The organism is Rhodococcus sp. P4_F3_2 (genome assembly GCF_056401335.1).
In genome coordinates this window covers 1-500 of sequence record NZ_JBFUJN010000166.1, presented here as the reverse complement: position 1 = coordinate 500, position 500 = coordinate 1, and the positions used below count along the sequence as shown (strand labels likewise).

Sequence of the window (500 nt, the reverse complement as noted above, 5' to 3'; positions counted from 1 at the left end):
GTTTCATTAGGAGCACCACTAAATTACGATGAATATGGTACAGGRTTAAATGCATGGGTAGACAGTCAATATACCATTACTCAGCAAAAAGACATGATAACAAATAAAGGAAAGTTGTCAGGGCTTGTAGTGAAAMAGTTTGCGGGAGAGAAAAAAGAACTCGTAGATGATTTTACAATTAAAAAAGGTATATATCAAAATATAGAATTAGCATACGCAAGTCATGCRCCGGCAAAGGATAAGAAAAAGAATCCATTAATCATTTGGCTACATGGTGGAGGAGAGGGAGGAACAGATGCAACAATTCCCTTATCTGCCAATAAAGCTGTTAGTTTTATCACAAAAGAAACTCAGGCTTATTTTGAAGGTGCCTACGTTTTAGTACCGCAAGCGCCAACAAAATGGATGGATGGTTATACGRGTAAAGCGGATGGAACTTCTATTTATAAAGAATCACTGATGGCCTTAATTGAAGAATATGTTTCTAAAAACCCTGATAT

1 protein-coding gene is annotated in these 500 nt (G+C 36.3%); it reads left to right on the top strand.

Annotation, left to right across the window (positions count from 1 at the left end):
• Window positions 1-500: hypothetical protein (locus AC1DWA_RS33260; protein ID WP_477917724.1), on the top strand; the 500-nt coding region annotated here is incomplete at both ends.